At 57.0% G+C, this 16,122-nt stretch carries 17 protein-coding genes; 9 read left to right on the top strand and 8 right to left on the bottom strand.

Annotation, left to right across the window (positions count from 1 at the left end; all coding sequences use genetic code 11):
* Positions 1–173 precede the first annotated feature (173 nt).
* Entirely contained in the window at positions 174–2,009 is a 1,836-nt protein-coding gene (locus tag AC6I7J_RS19530) for a methyl-accepting chemotaxis protein (protein ID WP_498007378.1), read from the bottom strand.
* A 181-nt stretch (positions 2,010–2,190) separates the two neighbouring features.
* Complete coding sequence (locus tag AC6I7J_RS19525) at positions 2,191–3,240, bottom strand: NAD(P)-dependent alcohol dehydrogenase (protein ID WP_104093518.1); 1,050 nt, start codon at positions 3,238–3,240, stop codon at positions 2,191–2,193.
* Positions 3,241–3,348: 108 nt separating this feature from the next.
* On the opposite strand from AC6I7J_RS19525, the gene AC6I7J_RS19520 reads away from it, so the two are divergent.
* A complete protein-coding gene (locus AC6I7J_RS19520; RefSeq protein ID WP_498007377.1) occupies positions 3,349–3,777 on the top strand; it encodes a winged helix-turn-helix transcriptional regulator in 429 nt (142 codons plus the stop codon).
* An 86-nt stretch (positions 3,778–3,863) separates the two neighbouring features.
* On the opposite strand, the gene AC6I7J_RS19515 is transcribed toward AC6I7J_RS19520, so the two are convergent.
* On the bottom strand, positions 3,864–4,685 hold the full coding sequence (locus AC6I7J_RS19515) for a Cof-type HAD-IIB family hydrolase (protein ID WP_498007482.1): 822 nt from the start codon (positions 4,683–4,685) through the stop codon (positions 3,864–3,866).
* 135 nt (positions 4,686–4,820) lie between these two features.
* On the bottom strand, positions 4,821–5,459 hold the full coding sequence (locus tag AC6I7J_RS19510) for a TetR/AcrR family transcriptional regulator (protein ID WP_058775568.1): 639 nt from the start codon (positions 5,457–5,459) through the stop codon (positions 4,821–4,823).
* Positions 5,460–5,552: 93 nt separating this feature from the next.
* On the opposite strand from AC6I7J_RS19510, the gene AC6I7J_RS19505 reads away from it, so the two are divergent.
* Positions 5,553–6,233 carry an O-methyltransferase gene (locus AC6I7J_RS19505; RefSeq protein ID WP_031279936.1) on the top strand — a complete coding sequence of 227 codons (681 nt, stop codon included), beginning with the start codon at positions 5,553–5,555 and terminating at the stop codon, positions 6,231–6,233.
* A gap of 57 nt (positions 6,234–6,290) precedes the next feature.
* Positions 6,291–6,524, top strand: a complete 234-nt coding sequence (locus AC6I7J_RS19500; RefSeq protein WP_058781352.1) for a hypothetical protein — start codon at positions 6,291–6,293, stop codon at positions 6,522–6,524.
* A gap of 41 nt (positions 6,525–6,565) precedes the next feature.
* On the opposite strand, the gene zigA is transcribed toward AC6I7J_RS19500, so the two are convergent.
* The 3 genes from zigA to AC6I7J_RS19485 all read right to left on the bottom strand — a co-directional run bounded on the left by zigA (position 6,566) and on the right by AC6I7J_RS19485 (position 9,952).
* Positions 6,566–7,783 carry a zinc metallochaperone GTPase ZigA gene (gene zigA / locus AC6I7J_RS19495; protein WP_058770469.1) on the bottom strand — a complete coding sequence of 406 codons (1,218 nt, stop codon included), beginning with the start codon at positions 7,781–7,783 and terminating at the stop codon, positions 6,566–6,568.
* A 159-nt stretch (positions 7,784–7,942) separates the two neighbouring features.
* Positions 7,943–9,049: an ABC transporter substrate-binding protein gene (locus AC6I7J_RS19490; protein WP_021508746.1), complete on the bottom strand. Its 1,107-nt coding sequence runs from the start codon at positions 9,047–9,049 to the stop codon at positions 7,943–7,945.
* A 150-nt stretch (positions 9,050–9,199) separates the two neighbouring features.
* Entirely contained in the window at positions 9,200–9,952 is a 753-nt protein-coding gene (locus tag AC6I7J_RS19485; RefSeq protein WP_010615761.1) for an IclR family transcriptional regulator, read from the bottom strand.
* Positions 9,953–10,333: 381 nt separating this feature from the next.
* Between AC6I7J_RS19485 and AC6I7J_RS19480 the strand changes: the two genes are divergently transcribed.
* The 6 genes from AC6I7J_RS19480 to AC6I7J_RS19455 all read left to right on the top strand — a co-directional run bounded on the left by AC6I7J_RS19480 (position 10,334) and on the right by AC6I7J_RS19455 (position 15,205).
* On the top strand, positions 10,334–10,726 hold the full coding sequence (locus AC6I7J_RS19480) for a RidA family protein (protein WP_021508748.1): 393 nt from the start codon (positions 10,334–10,336) through the stop codon (positions 10,724–10,726).
* 193 nt (positions 10,727–10,919) lie between these two features.
* Positions 10,920–11,756, top strand: coding sequence for an ABC transporter substrate-binding protein (locus AC6I7J_RS19475; RefSeq protein ID WP_498007376.1), 837 nt, complete (start codon positions 10,920–10,922; stop codon positions 11,754–11,756).
* Positions 11,757–11,809: 53 nt separating this feature from the next.
* On the top strand, positions 11,810–12,547 hold the full coding sequence (locus AC6I7J_RS19470; protein ID WP_498007375.1) for an amino acid ABC transporter permease: 738 nt from the start codon (positions 11,810–11,812) through the stop codon (positions 12,545–12,547).
* A complete protein-coding gene (locus tag AC6I7J_RS19465) occupies positions 12,544–13,188 on the top strand; it encodes an amino acid ABC transporter permease (RefSeq protein ID WP_021508751.1) in 645 nt (214 codons plus the stop codon). Before AC6I7J_RS19470 ends, AC6I7J_RS19465 begins: the two co-directional genes overlap by 4 nt.
* Positions 13,185–13,922 (top strand): amino acid ABC transporter ATP-binding protein, encoded by a 738-nt coding sequence (locus AC6I7J_RS19460; RefSeq protein ID WP_021508752.1) that lies wholly within the window; start codon positions 13,185–13,187, stop codon positions 13,920–13,922. Before AC6I7J_RS19465 ends, AC6I7J_RS19460 begins: the two co-directional genes overlap by 4 nt.
* Positions 13,923–13,933: 11 nt before the next feature.
* Positions 13,934–15,205 (top strand): alanine racemase, encoded by a 1,272-nt coding sequence (locus AC6I7J_RS19455; RefSeq protein WP_166710663.1) that lies wholly within the window; start codon positions 13,934–13,936, stop codon positions 15,203–15,205.
* Between the two features lie 125 nt (positions 15,206–15,330).
* Here AC6I7J_RS19455 and AC6I7J_RS19450 read toward each other — a convergent pair whose 3' ends face one another.
* Positions 15,331–16,032: an aspartate/glutamate racemase family protein gene (locus tag AC6I7J_RS19450; RefSeq protein WP_058770465.1), complete on the bottom strand. Its 702-nt coding sequence runs from the start codon at positions 16,030–16,032 to the stop codon at positions 15,331–15,333.
* Positions 16,033–16,122 lie beyond the last annotated feature (90 nt).

The raw sequence follows: 16,122 nt of genomic DNA, 5'->3' as shown, positions 1-16,122 counted from the left end.
TCACGGGAAAATTCAGGTCGACAAAAATGGCAGTGTATCGGGAAAAAGTCGCCCTGCGGCGACTTTTTTTAAGAATTTTCGCCTTGCACATTGGCGCACACGCAAATAACAGCGCTTTGCCGCCAATAGCAGCAGCGGCCAGCGGGTGAAGTTCGCTGCCGCTGTGCGTGTTTTTAGCTTACAGCGCCTTGCAAACGGAACTGGCTGACCAGCCGCTGCAGCATGAATGCCTGCTCTTCCAGCGCCTGTGCGGAATGGGATGACGCGCTGACCAGCGACGCATTTTGCTGGGTAGTACCGTCCAGCTCACCTACCGCGCGCGCGATTTGCTCAATGCCGCGGCTCTGCTCATCAGAAGCAGCCGAGATCTCCGCCATGATTTCATTTACGCGTGCGATGCTACTGACAATCTGCTCCATCGTTTCACCCGCGCGCGCCACCTGCTGATGGCCGTTGCTGATTCGTCCCACCGATTCGCCAATCAGTCGTTCAATATCTTTCGCGGCTCCGGCACTGCGCTGGGCCAGATTACGCACTTCGCTGGCGACCACGGCAAAGCCTCGCCCCTGCTCGCCGGCGCGGGCGGCTTCAACCGCCGCGTTGAGCGCCAGGATGTTGGTCTGGAAGGCGATGCTGTTGATCACCGCAGTAATCTCGGCAATTTTCTTAGAACTATCAGAAATCTCGCCCATGGTGCTGACGACATTGTGCACCGCAATACCGCCCTGACTGGCGTTATGCGTCGCTTCCGCCGCGATCTGGCTGGCGAGACGTGCATTGCTGGCATTATTTTTCACCGTGGCGGTCAGCTGCTCCATGCTGGCGGCGGTTTCCACCACCGCAGCCGATTGCTGGGCGGTACGCGACGACAACTCGAGGTTGCCCTGATGTATGGTGCTGGCAGCCTGCGACACATTGCTGACGCTGTGCAGCACCTCGCCAATCATGCCGCGCAGCCGCGCATTCATGCGTCCCATGGCAGAGGTGAGCTGGCCGAGCTCGTCCTGGCGATTAGTGACAAACTGCGAGCTGAGGTCGCCGCTGGCAATGCGTTCCGCCAGCGCGAGGTTGTGGAACACCGGGCGCGTAATCTGCCGGATGATGGTCCAGGCCACCAGCACACCCAGCACTATTGCCAGGCTGCCCATCAGCAGCGAGAGCGCCGCTGACCCGTTAGCCAGTTCATCGTTACGCGCCTTAACCAGGGCGATGATCTGTTTGATCGCCGCGCTGCTGTTATCGCCCGCCACTTTGACGGTGTTTTCCGCGACACGCAGCTGGCCGTAAATCGCTGCCGCCTGCAGGCTCAGATCTTTAAAACGTTCGGTATCCTGCCATAGCGCGTTAAATCCGCCCTGCTGCTCCGCTGGCAGCTGAGTCAATAGCGTGTTCATGTCCTGCCCGGCGCGCTGAAAATCATGTTCCAGTTTATTGCGCAGTGCCTCGCTGACGTTGAAGCGCAGCGCCCAGGCCTCTTCGCGCACATTACTGATGGCAAACAGCAGCTGATATATCTGGTTGGTGACTTCGGGTGTGCTGACGGGGGTCCGGATTAGCCCGGTATAGCGCGACGTCATGTCCTGCTGGCTCAGCGCATCCAGCTGGCTGCGCAGCTCGTTGAGCTGTCGGGTTGCCTGGGTCATGGCGGTGATGCTGTGCTGAAAACGGGCAAGATGGCTGGCGACATCGTTGAGCAACCCTCTGGCGTCCGCCGTCCACGGCAACTGCTGGGCCTGCTGCGTCAGTTGCTGAGCGTGCGTGACGTAATCCGTCATGGTGCCGCCCGCTTTGTCCTCGCCGTACAGGTATTTAAGACGATTGATTTTGGCCTGAAAGACTTCAATGTTGATGTCATAAATCAGATTGGTTTTCTGATAGATGTCGTGAATCTGATTGAATCGTTGCACGCTGAGCGCTGTGGCCAGCGCCACCAGCAGCAGGACGGTGCCGAAGCCCGCCGCCAGCTTGCGCGTAATGCGCACATTCCGTAATCGGGAGACCAGTCCCATGTCTCGCTCCTGTCATTATTGTTTTTGTTGAGTCTGCAGAAGGAGTTATCGGACCGTAACGGGAATTGTTTACTATTGCGGGACGAAAATGTGCTGTGTCATTAAAGCGGTACAGACAGAGAAGCCTATTCATAGCAAAGCCGGCGATTTCAGCCTGAAATCGCCAGCCATGGCCGGGCAATTACCAGCGAGTTGCCAGCATATCAATGACGAAACGGTACTTCACCTCGCCCTTTAGCATACGCGCGAAGGCCGTTTCGATCTCTTCACCGGCGATCAGCTCAATATCTGCCGTGATGTTATGCTCGCCGCAGAAATCCAGCATCTCCTGAGTCTCTTCAATGCTACCGATGGATGAACCGCTGATGCTCAGACGGCGAAACACCAGCGGCGTGACGTTCGGCGACTGATGCGGTTGGTCAGGAATGCCGACCAGCACCAGACGGCCATTGGTCTTCAGCGTCGCGAGGTAAGGATCGAGATCGTGCGGTGCCGCCACGCAGTCAATGATGAAATCAAGCGAGGTCTGGCATGCCGCCATCTGCGCGACATCACGCGACACCACCACGCGCGTCGCACCAAGACGACGTGCGTCAGCGCCTTTTTCCGGTGAGGTAGTAAACAGGGTTACCTCGGCGCCCAATGCGCTGGCCAGTTTTACCGCCATGTGGCCCAAACCACCCAGCCCCACCACCCCGACGTTATCGCCGGCTTTGACGCCAAAATGGCGCAGCGGTGACCACACCGTTACGCCCGCACACAGCAGCGGTGCCACGCCCGCCAGCGCCAGATTGTGCGGAATCGACACGACGAAATGCTGATCGACCACCACATTCTGCGCGTAGCCGCCCCAGGTGCTGTCGCCGGTGTATTTATCGATGCCGTTGTAAGTGGCGGTGAAGCCCGCTTCGCAGTACTGCTCTTCCTGCTGCTGGCAGAAGTGGCAGGCACGGCAGGAATCCACCATCACGCCCACACCGACCACATCACCGGCTTTGAAGCGCGTAACCTGAGTTCCGGTCTCCAGCACGCGTCCAACGATCTCGTGGCCCGGCACCAGCGGATAACGACTGACCGCCCACTCATTGCGTGCCATGTGCAAATCGGAATGGCATACGCCGCAGTAAAGAATTTCAATTTTTACGTCCTGCAGCTGCAGCGGACGCAAAGTAATCTGGCCGGCAGCGAGCGGTTGCGCTGCATCCTGTGCCACCAGTGCGTTAATTTTCATGATGCCTTCCTCAAATTCTGATGTGGGCTGAATGAAGGCGGCAGACTATAATCAACGCGGTGCAGAATTGATAGTAGTCACCATTTGGTGACCATAAAGGAGAGTGCGATGCCAGCCTGGGTTGATGGCAAACTGGTTTTCTATGCGGATTCGCCACCGCGCCGTCTGATGGATCTGTTTTTGGTGAAATGGAGCACGATGGTGCTGCACGCGTTGTATCACTGGCCGGGACAGCGCGCCCGTACCGGTGAACTGCAGCGTAGCCTGCAGGGGATTTCGAAAAAAATGCTGTTTCAGACACTGAAAGAGCTGGAGCAGCGCGGCTTAATTGCACGTCAGGTCTACGAAGTGATTCCACCGAAAGTGGATTACCGGCTGACCGCGCTGGGGATGACCTTCGCCCGGCCAATTGAGCAGATGTATCAGTGGGGATTAGAAAACCAGGCGGCACTGGATGAGATGGAAGCTAACCTTCGCGCAGCAGGCGGCACGCCGGCGGAAAACGCCCGCCCTGCAGCGTCATCCGCCAGTGAATAACCACGCGCGGGTCGCATACTGTTCGTCGCGGCGCGATTTATCCCACACTAAATAGCGCCGCGGTTCGTGGATCGATCCGGTGACCGTTAACCAAACGGCGTTTCGCGTGCCAGCAGGCGGGCGATGACGTTGAGAGCGCCCTCGTCGTTATTACTTTCCGTCCGATAACGCGCGACGGCTGCCACCGGTGCAGCGGCGTTGGCCATGGCAAAGCTGTAACAGGCCTGGCGCAGCATTTCGATGTCGTTGGCGCTGTCGCCAATCGCCAGCACTTCACAATCATCAATGCCCCACTTCTCCTGCAGCAGCGCGATGCCGTGCGCCTTATGACAGCCGGGAATGATTAAATCGACAAAGCCAAATCCGCTTGAGACCGGATGCATGATGTTTTCAATCGCGTTCAGTTCGCTGTGCAGACGTGCCAGCAGCGCCTCGACACCTTCGTGTGCCAGATTCAGCGAAAACTTGAAAATGGTATCGTCGATATCGTACAGGCTGTCGCGCTTCTCCAGCCGGCGATAGTGATTGGCCAGCATGGCGACCACCTCATCCGGCATTGACTTGTGCACATAGGCTCCGTTGCGACCGCACACCACGGTGCTGATCTCCGGTTCTTTGGCGAGAATATCCAGCACCTGATGAACACGTTCCGGCGCCAGTTCACCGCAGAAAATTTCTTCGTTGCTGTCGGATACCCAGGCACCGTTTTCAGCCACGAAGGCGATCTCATCTTTGATAGCGGGAAAATAGTGCTGCAACTGATAATACTGATTGCCGCTGGCGACCACGAAACGGATGCCTTTCTCCTTCAGCAGCGCGTACTGGCGCGCAAAACGCTGCGCGTTGTACTGCTTATCGTCATCGAGAAATGTCCCATCCATATCCACCGCAATCATTTTTACTGCCATCATGCTCTCCCGTCTCTGTGTGCCGTCAATCCATCCGGCTTTACCAAGGTTTTATCAAGCTTACTCGCGGTGTGGATTAATGAGAATGTGAATAATGAGTTTGTTAACCGCTTTCAGAGATTTCCAGCCCATTTTTTACTGCAATTCGGCCCCTTTTTCTCTGATCCAGGCACAGAACATGTCTGCCATATCGCGCGCATAAGCCTGAATTTCTGCTGCGCTGCGCGGCGATTCGGAAAAATGCTTGCCGACGTCACCCAGCGTACTGTTGATTAAATCCGCCGCCCGCGCCACCTCAGCCGCGTCCCGCTGCGGCAGCAGCTGTTGCAGAAATTCGCACATCACATTCTCGCCATTGGCGCGCGCGGCCTGCACTTCCGGCGCATCCCGGTAAAGCGGCGCGGCATCATTCAGTGCGGTGCGCATCGCCGCCTCTTCACACTCCGAGTGCAGGAACGCCCAGGTCAGCTGATGCAAGCGCTGACGCGGCGTGGATGCGCTGTCGCGCAGAATCGAACCCAGCAGATCGCCGGTTCGCTGCCACTCTTCGCTCTGCAGACGGAAAAGGATAGCGGCCTTGTTGGGGAAATACTGGTACAGCGATCCAATACTGACGCCTGCCCGTTCGGCCACGCGAGCAGTGGTAAAGCGCGTGGCACCTTCCTGCTCCAGAACCTGAGTCGCCGCCTGCAAAATGGCTGCTACCAGCTCACTGGATCGCGCCTGCTGCGGCTTTTTTCTTTCAGAAATCTTAGCGTTACGTTGTGCGGCCATTGTCTGCTCCTGAACGCGAATAGTGAAATGCGAGTAATTCATCGTATTCTGTTCCTGACGCAAAATCCACCTTCTGATGCAGGAACCCCGATGATGAACACCCTGACTTCCGCGCCGCTAGCGCCGCTGCTTAACTATTTATTTGAGCTGGCGGATAACATGGCGCATCCCACCAATGAAGCGTTTCGCGTGATGTCCGATGAGGAGCAAACGCGTCTGCTGCAGAGCAAAACCGATTACCGCGAACTTTACGGTCATTTAAAAGATGTGCCGCTGGCGGTCTCGCGGGAAACCGGCAAACTGCTGTATATGCTGGCGCGCAGCAGCCGGGCGCAGCATATAGTTGAGTTTGGTACCTCGTTTGGTCTCTCCACCCTGCACCTGGCGGCGGCGGTGCGCGATAACGGCGGCGGCCGCATCATCACCAGCGAGTTTGAACCGGGCAAAGTGGCGCTGGCGCGCAATCATTTTGCCGATGCTGGCGTCAGTGACCTGATTGAAATTCGCGTGGGCGATGCGCTGGACACGCTCAGTCAGGACCTGCCAGCCAGCGTTGATATGCTGGTGCTGGATGGCGCGAAGGCGATCTATCCGGAGATCTTGCAGCTGGTGCAGCCCTGGTTGCGTCCGGGGGCCCTGATTGTGGCAGATGATGCCGATTTCAGCCCGGAATATCTGGAAATGGTCCACGGCAGCCGCCTCTATACCTCGCTGCCGTTTGCTGATGGCGTCGAAGTTTCAATGTGGCTGGGATCGCCACATAAAGGCGCTTAACAGCGTCACGTTTATGTTATATCGTTACAATCCCGTGCTCTGATTGAGGTTGCTGCGATGAAGGTTACCGTTCCACTGTTAGTGATTGCTTTTGCTTCGGCGAAAGCGGGGGCATTTCAGGCGAAAATCGATCCGTTAAAGCTGGCGCTGAAACCGGCCAATGCACTTGCCAGCACCGATCAGGCGCAGCCGCTGGCGATTGCCGAAGCGCATGCGCGCCTGGCGGCGGCGGTGAGCGGCTGTCAGTGTCCGTTCTGCACCCAGATGCGGCTGATGAATACCGGATTATGATGATAGGTTCGTCGCCGCACAGCCCGCTGCGCGGCGACGCTTCAGTCAAACCATGGCTGGAACGGATCCGGCAACTGTGCCCAGCCGTCTGGCCCCAGCGCCATCTCCTCATCGGTCAGTAACGCATAGTGCAGCTGCTGACGCAGCACGGTTTCATCCATATCGATACCGATGATCACCAGCTCCTGCCGCGCATCCCCCGTGCCCTCATGCCAGTTTTCGCGGATGTAATGCAGCGTGTCTGCGTCCTGCGGCCAGCGATCTTCAGGCACGCAGGCCCACCACATCCCGGCCAGCCCCTGCCGCGTGACGCCGCCGGCCTGCGACCAGGATCCGGCGTGACGCGGGCGGGTTGCCAGCCAGAAATATCCTTTCGACCGCACCACGCCCTGCATGTGCTGCGTAATCACCTGATAAAAACGCTGCGGATGGAAGGGACGCCGCGCGCGGAAAACAAAGCTGCGGATGCCGTACTCTTCAGTTTCAGGCGTGTGCTCGCCGCGCAACTCTTTCAGCCAGCCGGGGGCCTGTGCCGCAGCATCGAAGTCAAACAGGCCGGTATTCAGCACCTGATCAAGCGCCACCTGACCAAACTGCGCGCGAATAATCCGCGCACGGGGATTGAGCGAGTGCAGAATCGCGGTCAACCGTGCCTGCTCCGCCGCATCAATCAGGTCGGTTTTGTTGAGAATCAGCACATCGCAGAATTCAATCTGATCGATCAGCAAATCGACTACCGTGCGCTCATCTTCCTCGCCGAGCGATTCGCCGCGCGAGCGGACGCTTTCGCTGGAATCATAGTCACGCAGGAAATTGTAGCCATCCACCACGGTCACCATAGTATCCAGCGCCGCTACGGCGGACAGGCTTTGCCCCTCTTCATCGGCAAACGTAAAGGTTTCCGCCACCGGCAGCGGCTCAGAGATGCCGGTCGATTCAATCACCAGATGATCAAAACGCCCCTCTTTCGCCAGCCGGTTGACCTCCAGCAGTAAATCTTCGCGCAGCGTGCAGCAGATGCAGCCGTTGCTCATTTCCACCAGCTTCTCGTCGGTACGTGACAACGCCGCGCCGCCCTCGCGCACCAGCGCGGCATCAATATTCACTTCCGACATATCGTTGACGATCACCGCCACGCGGCGGCCTTCGCGGTTGTTGAGAATATGGTTAAGCAAAGTGGTTTTTCCGGCACCGAGAAAGCCAGAGAGTACGGTGACCGGCAGCCGCCTGAAGCCGCCGTTTGTGGATAAAGCTGACATAATCACTCCTGAATAATGACATCACGCGCACCTGAAGGGGTGCTGATATTGATATGTTATAACATAACAATACGCAGTGTCATGATCGTCGTGCACTTTTTGTGTGGATTTTGCCTTTCAGGGAAAGCGAACAGCGGGCCGGGCGCCCGCTGCGGGCAATTACTGGTTGTCCGGATAGCTCAGTTCGATGGCATCGTCCGGCAGTTGAGTGAAGGTTTTCACGAGGGTATGGAAATCCGCCACCGGTTTGAGATCGGCAAACTGCTGCGGATAGAGATCCTTCGCGAGGATTTCCATGCCGATGATGTTGTACGGGTGATTGTAGAAGTGATGATACACCCCATACACGCGCCCCTGCTTCACCGGCGCGATTTGCGCCAGTCCGGTACGCTGCAATAACGTCTGGAACGTGGCACGTACTTCCTGCGGCTGCACGCCGTAACCAAACGGCAGCACGTTGCTGTTTGGCCGCTTTGAACCGGTCATGATGTAAACGTCCGGTTTCATGGCGATGATTTTTTCCAGCGCGACAAAGCCGGCATTACCTGGCAGCAGTGCCGAACCAATATTTTTGCCGCCGACCGCTTCTACCAGGCCACCCCAGCCATTATGACTGTGGGTAAAGCAGCAGTTATCGCTGTTACCGGCAATGGGTTCGATAAATACCGTGGGTTTGTTTTTGACCTTCGCAACGGCTTGCGTGATGCGGTCGAAGCGCTGCTGGTAAAAATCGGTGTAGGCTTTGGCTTCGCTTTCGCGGTTCAGCACTTTGCCCAGCAGCGTGACGCTCGGGGCGGTGTTTTGTGCCGGATGCAGTTCATAATCGACGAACAGCACCGGGATATGCAGGTTGTTCAGCGTGCTCAGCACGCCGGATTGTTCCAGCGCCGGCTTAGCGCGCAGCTGCGCAATCATCAGATCCGGTTTCTGCGCCAGCACGCTTTCCAGATTAACCTGGCCCTGATCGCTGAAACCCATATCGACAATTTTTGTCGCTTCAGGCCAGCGGCGCTTTAGCATATCCCAGGTTTGCGTATCCTGCTTTTTCGGCAGATTGTTCCAGGCCACGACACGTTTAAACGGATTGTCGCGATCGAGCAGCGCCAGCGTCAACACATCGCGGCCATCCTGCAGAATGATGTGCTGCGGTTCTTTGCTGATTGTTTGCGTGTGACCATCCATGTCGGTGACGGTGAGCGGATAGTCAGTCGCGCAGGCTGCGGTTGAGACCAGAATCCCCATTGCCAGTAACAGGCGCGTTTTCATGCCAAAACTCCGTGGTAAAAAAAATAGTTATTATTATCAATTACCTTAACACAACCTTAATCACGGCAAAATAAACCCGACGGCACGGGGTTGTAAGCGAATAATACGGCGCCGGGAGTCCGCCGCATTAAGCTGTAGCGAAGCAACGGCTCAGGTGAAATCAGACAATTTCTGCCCAGACGCGATCAGTTCCTGCAACAGCATCTGTCGGCGTTCCGCCGGGGTATCACGGCTGACCATAAAGCAGATCGCCGCAACCGCCTGGCCGCTGCGCGAGCGAATCGGTGCAGCCATACAGCAGGTAAAGCTTTCGGACAGACCTTCGGTCATGCAGTAGCCCAGCTGGCCGGCACGGTGAATCTCTTCGAGGAAGGTCTGCTTGTCGAGAATCTGACCGCTGGCCAGCCGATAATCCTCCTCCGGAATCAGGTCGAGAATGGCGCTGTCCGACCAGTTACTCAGCAGCAAACGACCGGTCGCTGTCCAGGTGATCGGCACGCGCACACCGATATCAGAGGTGATCTTGAACGGATGGGCGTTGCTCTCCGACAGCACCACGGTGTATTTGTTACCTTCCAGCATACACAGCTGGACGGTTTCGCCATGACGCGCCACGATCTCAACCATAAGCTGATGTGCACGACGGATCAGATCGTTGTGGGCCATGTAATCCGCACCGTAATAGTGCATTTCACGACCGAAAAACACGGCACCTTCCGCATCAAGCTCAACCAGACCCGCTTCACTCAGCAAACTGACCAGCTCATAAATACTGGAGCGCGGTGCACCGGTTGCTTCGATTAAATCCCGCATCGCCATAGGCTGACGCGCGATATGCAGCTGGCGAAAAATATCAATAACCCGGTCAACACCGCGTGCCCGGGACGTTTTTTCATCCGGCATACGCTCACTCCCCTGTCGTTATGGTGCTACTCATCTGCGTTTAAAAAGAGCTGCATGATACACCCGGCAAACGAAATTACCCATCCCCGCAATAATAAAAATCTTTCCGGCGACTTTATTTATCATGCGCTATTTTCTGGCCCCATTGTGGCGCATAAAAAAGATGGGACTCGCTGTTAAATTCGATAGCGGTCACATTTCCATTCAAAAAAATCACGCACTGGATTTTATTTTGCGATCGCACCAGCACGGCAAAAAATTAATTGCTGATTGCCATATTGCAAAAAAGCAACAGCTGTGCAAATCTCGTCCTATCCGGTATTGCAGATAGCAGTCTGGTATATCAGACATAAAGTGTAGAGTGCAAAGGAGCAGAAAGACATGACGATCAAACGTTATGGCATTGAGGGCGGTACCGGTACCGGCGGGCAAAAATTGCCGTTCGCCCGCGCCGTGGAGGCCGATGGCTGGCTGTATATCTCAGGCCAGACGCCGATGCGCGACGGCGAAGTAGTAGAGGGCGGCATCATCGAACAGACACAGTTAGCGTTCGACAACTGCCTCACTATCATGCGCGAAGCGGGTTATCGCGTGGAGGATGTGGTCCATGTGACGGCGGTGTTGACCGACGCGCGTTATTTCAGTTCTTTCAACAAAGTATTCAGTGAGATATTCAGTGGTCATCCACCGGCGCGTATTTGTAGCGTGCAGGATTTAGTGGTCGACTGCAAAGTCGAAGTGGACATGAAATGTTTCCGCGCCGACCGTAAATAAGTAATACCGTTCAACCAGGCTGCGACGTTCATTTTCTTCGCCAACACCAGGCCAGCCTGATATTAATTAACGCATTTGCTTTTTCAAAAAAATAACCCGAAATACGCGGTGCGGCCGCTGCGCTGGCGATCGTCTATTAAACGGGTGATGCGGAATAACGCCGTCTCGTCAAACATTTAAAGAGAGCATAAAGATGAATGCAACATCGCTGAAATTAAGTGCCAAAACCGTGGCCGGTGCGCTGGTCTTGCTGGCGATAGCAGGCTGTACGCCGACCGAAGAGAAAAAAGAGGCTGGCGCCGCGCCACAGTCGGCGCTGCAAACCGTGCTGCAGCGCGGCACATTGCGCGTCGGTGACTGCCTGAGCTTCGCACCGTTCGGTTTTTATGACAAAGACGGCAATCCGGATGGTTACGACGTTGACCTGGCGAAAGCGTTGGCCAAAGAGATGGGCGTGAAGCTGGAAATGGTCAACACCACCAGCGCCAACCGCATCCCTAACCTGCAAACCAATAAAGTCGATGTGGTGTTTTGTAACTTCACCCGCAATATGGAACGCGCCAAAGAGATTGGCTTCACCCATCCGTACGTAGTGGCCAGTGAGGCAATGCTGGTGCGCAAAAACAGCGGCATTCAGTCTGCGCATGACATGGCCGGCAAAACCATTGCCACGGTGAAAGGCTCGACCAATGGCGACGAAGTGCGCAACCTCGGCATCGACGTGAAAATTCAGGAGTACGACTCATCCCAGGCGGCGATTCTGGCCGTCAAACAGGGCCAGGCCGATGCGATGATCGAGGATAACAACTTCCTCGCTTACCAGGCGAAGCTCGATCCGTCACTGGCCGTGACCAACGAAGCGCTGGTACCACTGGAGTACAACGCCTTTGGGGTGAAACAGGGCGACCAGGTATGGACCAATTACCTCAACGAATTCCTGTTTGAAATCAACGCATCCGGTGAGAACGCCCAGCTGTATGAGAAATGGTTCGGCAGCAAACCGCGTTATCCGCTGAATCCGCAATACTGATTGTCCGCCCACGGCGCAGTCGCACAGGCTGCGCCGCCTGAAGGAGTCATACCATGAGTTATCAATGGCTAACCCTGTGGCGTTACGCCGACACCTTTCTGGAGGCCGCGTGGCTCACGCTGCAGGTTACCCTGCTGGCGTTCGCGCTGGCGGTGGCGCTCGGTCTGCTGGCCGCGCTGGCGAAATCTTCACCGCTGGCGCCGCTGCGCTGGATCAGCCACTGTTATGTTGAGTTCATCCGCAATACGCCGGTGCTGCTGCAAATTTTTATCATCTTTTTTGGCCTGCCGTCGCTCGGTATCACCATGAGCGCCTTTACCGCCGGGGTGCTGGCACTGGGGATTAACGTTGGTGCCTATTTGTCGGAAACCTTCCGCGCCGGTATTCAGTCCGTGGCGAAGGGGCAGCTGGAAGCGGCATATATCCTCGGCATTCCACGCCACCAGATTTTCCTCAGCGTGGTGCTGCCCCAGGCTGCTCGTGCCGTCTGGCCGGCGATCATCAATAACCTGATTCAGCTGCTGCTCGGTACGTCGCTGCTTTCGGCGATCGCTTTGCCAGAGCTGACCGGCACCGCCACGGTGATCAACGCGCGCACCCTGCTTTATATCCAGACTTTCAGCGTCGTTGCCCTGGTGTATCTGGTGCTGAGCAACCTGTTTTCATGGCTTGGCACCCTGGCCGGACGCCGGCTGTTCCACCCGCCGCTGGTGACGCCGGTAAAAAAGTCCGGCTGGCGGTGGGCAAAAAAATGGCTGATTAATCCAGTGAAACGGGAGAATGCGTTATGAGCGAACTTATCATTAGCTCGCTGCCAATCCTGCTGAAAGGGCTGGTCATCACCTTACTGCTGTCCATCGCCGCTATCGCCGGCAGCACCCTGCTCGGTTTACTGGCCGCGGTGCTTCGCACCAGCCGTCTGCCGATCGCCAGAGAGATTGCCGTGCTGTACACCGAGCTGTTTCGCGGCACGCCGGTGCTGATCACCCTGATGTTCATTTACTTCGGTGTGGCCTATTTTGGTTATGAAATCAATCTGTTCGCCGCCGGCATTCTGGGCCTGAGCATTTATCAGGGCGCTTACATTGCTGAAGTGTTCCGGGCCGGCATTGAAGCCGTGCCGAAAGGGCAGTGGGAAGTGTCGTGGATCCTCGGATTATCAAAACGCCAGACGTTTCTCAGCGTAGTGCTGCCACAAACGCGCGGCATCGTACTGCCGCCGCTGGTGGGCCAGTATCTTTCGCTAATCAAAGATACGTCGATTGTCAGCATGATCGGCATGTCGGAGCTGATGCACCAGGGGCAGGCGATTGTTGATCGCATTGGCCAGCCGGTGGTGGTTTACGGCCTGGTCGCCCTGCTCTACTTCGCTGTCTGCTTTCCGCTTTCCCGTTGGGTTCAACATCATCAAACCAGGAGCCAGTTATCATGAGCAAATCCGCCATTACGCTGAGCCGTATTACCAAATCCTTTGGCGCAACTCAGGTACTGAAAGAGATCAGCCTGGACGTGTCGCCGGGCGAAGTGCTGGTGCTGATTGGCGCCTCCGGCTCGGGAAAAAGTACCGTGCTGCGCATTATGAGTGGTCTGGAAACCGCCGACGGCGGCGAAATCTGGGTCAATGAAGTACCGCTGCACGACCGTAAACGCAGCAGTGAAATTTGCGGCCACGTCGGCATGGTGTTTCAGCAGTTCAACCTGTTCCCGCATAAAACCGCACTCGGCAACGTGACGCTGGCGCTGATCAAAGCGCAGAAGCTGTCCGAAGCGGAAGCGAACAAACGCGGCATGGCGGCGCTGACGCGCGTTGGCCTGGCAGAGCGCGCGCATCACTATCCGGCTCAGCTTTCCGGCGGCCAGCAACAGCGTGTGGCGATTGCCCGCGCGCTGGCGGTCGAGCCGAAAATCATGTTCTTCGATGAAGCCACCTCCGCACTCGATCCCGAACTGGTTGGTGAAGTGATGGAAGTGATGCGCAGTCTGGCACGGGAAGGCATGACCATGGTGGTGGTGACGCATGAGATGGGCTTTGCGCGTAAAACCGCCGATCGCGTGGTGTTTATGGACCAGGGGGTGATCGCCGAACAGGGTTCGCCGGAGCAGATTTTTGTTAATCCGCAGAATCCGCGTACCCAGCAGTTTTTGTCGCGCGTGCTTGAACACTAACAGGAGGCAGAATGTCGATTCACTTCCCTTTGCAGGCCGATGGCGCGCTGGATGCGCTGCAGCCTGCGCCGAGGTTTAAATCGGTGGCCGGAACGGGCAATCAGCCGCTGGCTAACGGTACGCCGGTGTTTAACAGCCCTGAAGTTTTTTCACCGCTGATGCTGATGAAACAATCGGCGCTGGAGAATAACCTGCGGCAACTGGCAGCGTTCTGCCGGGAGCACGGTGTGATGCTGGCCGCGCACGGCAAAACCTCGATGTCGCCGGCGATTCTGCGCCGTGCCGTCAGTGAAGGCGGCGCCTGGGGCCTGAGCGCAGCGACGCCGGCCCAGGTACGCGCACTGCGCCAGTTTGGCATCCGCAACGTGTTTCTCGCCAATGAACTGGTGGATCCCGCCGGGATCCGCTGGATTGGCCAGTGGCAACAGCAGCATCCCGACCACGGCTTTCTCTGTTATGTGGATTCGCTGCAGGGCGTAAAACTGCTTGAGCAGCATCTCGGCGGCGCGCAGATCGCCGTACTGCTGGAGATGTCGGTCAGCGGCGGCCGTACCGGCTGTCGCTCGCCGCAGGCTGCGCTGGAAATCGCCCAGGCAATCCATGATAGCCGCTCACTGCAGCTGGTGGGTGTGGCCGGTTATGAAGGTGCGCTGGGTGCCGGACGCGATGCCGCAGGCGTGCAGCGGGTGAAAGATTACTGCGAGATGATGATCGCGACCGCCGCGCTGCTGGCTGAACACCAGCTGTTTGCCAGCGGAGAAATTATTCTCAGCGCCGGCGGTGGCGCGTGGTTCGATGTGGTCGCGGCCTGCTTCAGCGCGGCACAGTTGCCGCTGCCGGTCACGCCGCTGATTCGATCCGGTGCGTACATGGCACACGACAGCGGCTTATATGCACGCATTGCCCCCTTTGCGCAGCCGGGAGCAACGCACCATTTCAGCGCCGCACTGGAGATCTGGGGCCGCGTGTTATCGCGTCCGGAGCCGGGGCTGGCCTTTGTCGATTTCGGCCGGCGCGATGTGCCGTTCGATCAGGATCTGCCCAATCCGCTGTGGATTCGTCAGGCGGACGGCAGCGCACCGCGCGCGGCTACGCATTTGCGCATCACCGACGTCAACGATCAGCACGCTTATTTGCAGTTACCGGCGGACGATCCGCTGCAACCGGGCGACTGGATTGGCTGCGGCATTTCCCATCCCTGTACCGCATTTGACAAGTGGCGTTATTTACCGTTGGTGGATGATGACTATTACGTCACCGATTCACTGGAAACCGCGTTCTGACGCTTTTTCAGCCACAAAAAAGGCTGCCAGTGCTGGCAGCCAGTTCTGGCACATCCCTGTGCGACCATGCGGGTCGGCGTTGTGCCTTCAATGAACACATAATAACACAGATTATAATTAGCAGGCTAGTTATTTATTGCCAGCGCCAGCTTCACCGCGTCCTGCGCATGGATTAATGTGGTATCGAACAGCGGCACCGCCGCATCCTCCGCTTTAACCAGCAGCGTGATTTCGGTACAGCCAAGGATAATGGCTTCAGCCCCTTGTGCCACCAGCTGAGCGATGATGTCACGGTACTGCGCGCGTGATTCTTCACGGATCACGCCGAGGCACAGCTCCTGATAAATAATGTCGTGCACCGTTTTACGTCCGGTAGCGTCCGGTACCAGCACCTCGATGTCATATTGCTGCTCAAGGCGCCCTTTATAGAATTCCTGCTCCATGGTGAACGCGGTCGCCAGCAGACCGACGCGTTTCACGCCGGCCTGACGAATGCGTTGTGCCGTGGCGTCAGCGATATGCAGCAGCGGAATGCGGGTGGCCGTGGTGATCTGATCGGCGACTTTGTGCATGGTGTTGGTGCACAGCACAATGAAATCCGCCCCGCCCTTCTCCAGGCTACGGGCGGCTTCGGCCAGGATTTCACCGGCCTGCTGCCATTCACCGGCGACCTGCAATTTCTCAATTTGCTGAAAATCGACGCTGTACATCAGGCTGCGCGCCGAGTGCAGTCCGCCCAGCTGTTGCTTTACCTGTTCATTGATGATGCGGTAATAGAGCGCGGTGGATTCCCAGCTCATGCCGCCAATCAGGCCAATCATTTTCATCAGTTACCGTTCCCCACGGAAATTAGCTCGTCTGGCACTGTACGGTATTCAATGAAGGCTTGAAAGCATCGCGGCGCTGAACCGCATCGC

Source organism: Type-C symbiont of Plautia stali (assembly GCF_059730935.1).
Note: the sequence above shows the minus strand (reverse complement) of the source record. Positions and strands in the feature narration are given on the sequence as shown.